The following is a 3,221-nucleotide window of genomic DNA, read 5'->3' as shown; positions in this document are numbered from 1 at the left end:
GCGATCGGGTGCAGAGTTTAGATCTGTTGGTACTAGTGCATTGTCGTCGAAAATAGAGTCGGCAGATGGTTCGCTACTATTGAGAAAATCTAGATCTAAATTTAGCGAACTACTATCGATCGAGGAATCGATCTCTAAATTATCAAAGCTTTGAAGATCGAGATCGAAATTAATTAGATCGTTGTTGGCACTAAAATCTAAATCTGCAAAATCATCCATTATCGAGTCTGAACCCGATCGATCGATAGCAGATGAATCGATGAGGTCGATGAGATTTTCATTGCTAGTTAAATCTATCAGTGGTCGATCGCTATTGAAGGAGTTTAACTTTAAATCATTCGATACCGATTGAGATACACGACCGAAATCTAAGTTATCGTCAGCGTCAAAAATAGTTTCAGCTATTTCTACGCGATCGCCCAGTGAGTTAGCAATATCTCCATCGATTGCATTACCATTAGCTATTAAATCGAGCGATGGTTCGTTGAAGTCTAAGTCACCAAATTCATCAAAAATAGTTTCATCTATTTCAGCATCTTCATTAGAAGAGTCAGGAATTCCGGCCATACCTAAGTCTAATCCATCATTAACATTCAAATCTGTAGACGATAGATCGAGATCGTTGAAGGCATCAAAAATATCTTCATCTAGCTCTGCTTCATGAGCAGTTTCAGCAATCCCTAAGTCTAATCCATCATTATTAGCAATTAAATTTGTAGATATTGGGCTGAGATCGAGATCGTTAAAGGCATCGAAGATATCTTCATCTAGATCTGCTTCATTAGCAATTCCAGCAATCCCTAATCCTAATTCATCATTAACAATTAAATTTGTAGATAATTCTTCACTAGTATATAGATCGTCAAAGGCATCGAAGATATCTTCATCTAGATCCGACTCATTATCGATCGTCATGCTTAAAGGCTCTGCCAATGAACTAGCAATACCTAAGCCGAAGGCACGATCGGTTGAATCTCCAGATAATTCTTCGCTGAAATTCAGATCGCTAAGTTCTCCGAACATAGCAGCATCGACTGGTAATTCAAAATCGAGTAAGTTAGCAGAATCGTTGCCGATCGGTAATGGCTGTAATTCGCGATCGAAGATATCTAAATTATCGAGATCGGTAACACCAGATTCAGCAAATTCTAGATCGGGGACATTCAAGCTAGCTAGCTCAAAGTCGATCCGATCGTCATTGCTAATATTGACTGCTGAGTCGCCATCGAAGAAATCTAAATCTAATGTTAGATTTTCGAGCTGCTGCTCGGCGATCGAATTATCGATCCAGTCGTTTAATTCATTATTAATGCGCTCTTTTTCTACTAAAGATTCTGGCAGGTCGCAATCTGTTAAATCTTCTAAAACCAACAGATCTGAAGCTTCAGATAACTCATCGATATTTAAACTTTCTAAATAGAGAGCATCAGAAACTGGTGGATCGACTTTAGCGGTTATCGCCAACAGCGGATCGGGTTGCCCCGGAAGTTCTGGCGTAGAATTTTCGGTCGCTATCGAAGGATCGAGATCGAACGCATTCAGCGACAATCCATCATCAGAAATTGATGCCAAATTAGCTAATTCAGACCAATTTTCAGGAGCTGGAGCTGTGACAAATAGATCGCTCATGGGGTGGTCTAAGCTAAAATCTGGAGCGGGAATATCGCCCAGATCCAGAGCTGAAGCTAGATCGGGTTGCAGTTGCCGATCGATATTACCCGGCAGATTGAGATCGGCATAGCTATTTTGAGACGGTGTGGCGGCTAATTCTGGATTTAATAAGAAACTGGGGAGATCTCCTTCGTCGATATTTCCTAAATTGGGATCGTAGAATGTTTCTTCATCGTAAGTAGCTAGATCGGCAAGTGGATCGGAGCCAGTTTGGAGTAGATTAGCCGAACCTGCGACTTCTGCTGGGGTAAATGGCTCAGAAATTTGCGCGTAAAATTTATCGGTATCGTCACCACTCAAATCCATCAAGGGGATGTCGCGATCGAGGAAATCATCATCCTGCATCCAAGTGCCCTCAGTCGGTAAATCGTTGCCGAGTAAGTTCATAAACTCATTTAACTCCATCGCCTCCGGATCGAATTCTGCGGCAGGCATCGCCATCGCCTCAGTCAAGCGATCGGATGACCCGATTCCCAGTGCGGCAATACCGCTGGTTAAAGCTGCGACTTTACCAGTATTAATCGAAATGAGGTCGGGGAGTTTTTGGGTAGTATCTTGCGCCGTCCCGGTACTCTTGCTGGTACCGCCAGCATCATCTAATTGCCAGGTACTGGTAGCGATCGATGCCGCCCGATCGGAGCGATGCCGCGCGATAAAGGCTTCGAGATCGGGGGTGATGCCAATTGCTTGATGTCGATCGGCTAACACTAAAACTTGGGCTTGTTTGACAGCAATACTCATGCTCTCGCCCAATTGTGCCAGGGAATTATCTGGATTGGCGATCGCCAGCCGACAAGCTGTAAATAGATTCGTCCATTCTAAAAACTCAAAATTTTCGCCCAAATTGCCCAATTTCTGACAGATTTGCTGAATTTGAGTGCGGATCTCAGGACGATCGGGTTGTAAGCACAAACCGATAACTTCATCTAGTTTGCGAGAGACATATTCACCAAAAACTTGTTCGATCGCCGGATCGCGAGGCAGATTCCGTTCGGTGCTGACGACAGCAGGTGCATCGGCGGTTGCTAGTAGCTGCTGAAGGTAGGCTTTGAGTTCTTCAAATACCGGATCGCCGATCGGATCTCCTAGTGCTGGATCGGGCTGGTAAGGGTTGCTAGCTGCCCGAACTTCCTGAATTCCAGCGGACAAAAATCCAAAGCTTTGCAGAAATAGCGATTGGAGTTGGCTATCTACCGGAATTTGGGGATGTTCTTTGAGGATTCTGAAGTTGGCTTCAAACTGATTGCTAATTTTTTGAACGTCAGTCAGCCCTAGCATGGCAGCACTACCTTTGATCGAATGTGCCGCGCGAAATAATTCGCGAATCATCGTTGGCTGTCTGACTGTTTCGGGAAGTTTGCGTAAGCCTTGCTCGATCGTGATTAAATGTTCGCTTGCTTCTTCTAAAAAGTAGCCCAAGATGCGATCGTTTTCCATAACTAGGGGGTGGGGGATAGGGGATAGGGGATAGGGGATAGGGGATAGTGCAATACGGTTCGGTTAAGAACAGATCTCGCTCTAATTGCTCCGGCTTAGGTTGGAATCCCCCT

At 44.2% G+C, this 3,221-nt stretch carries 1 protein-coding gene; it reads right to left on the bottom strand.

Annotated features, from left to right (window positions below):
* On the bottom strand, positions 1-3,108 hold a 3,108-nt coding region (locus Q0R35_RS10310; RefSeq protein WP_295617202.1), incomplete at its 3' end, for an Hpt domain-containing protein.
* Positions 3,109-3,221 lie beyond the last annotated feature (113 nt).

The organism is Chamaesiphon sp. GL140_3_metabinner_50 (assembly GCF_025361915.1).
Classification (GTDB): Bacteria; Cyanobacteriota; Cyanobacteriia; order Cyanobacteriales; family Chamaesiphonaceae; genus Chamaesiphon.
The sequence above is the reverse complement of the archived record's forward strand: the minus strand, read 5'-3'. Positions and strand labels throughout refer to the sequence as shown.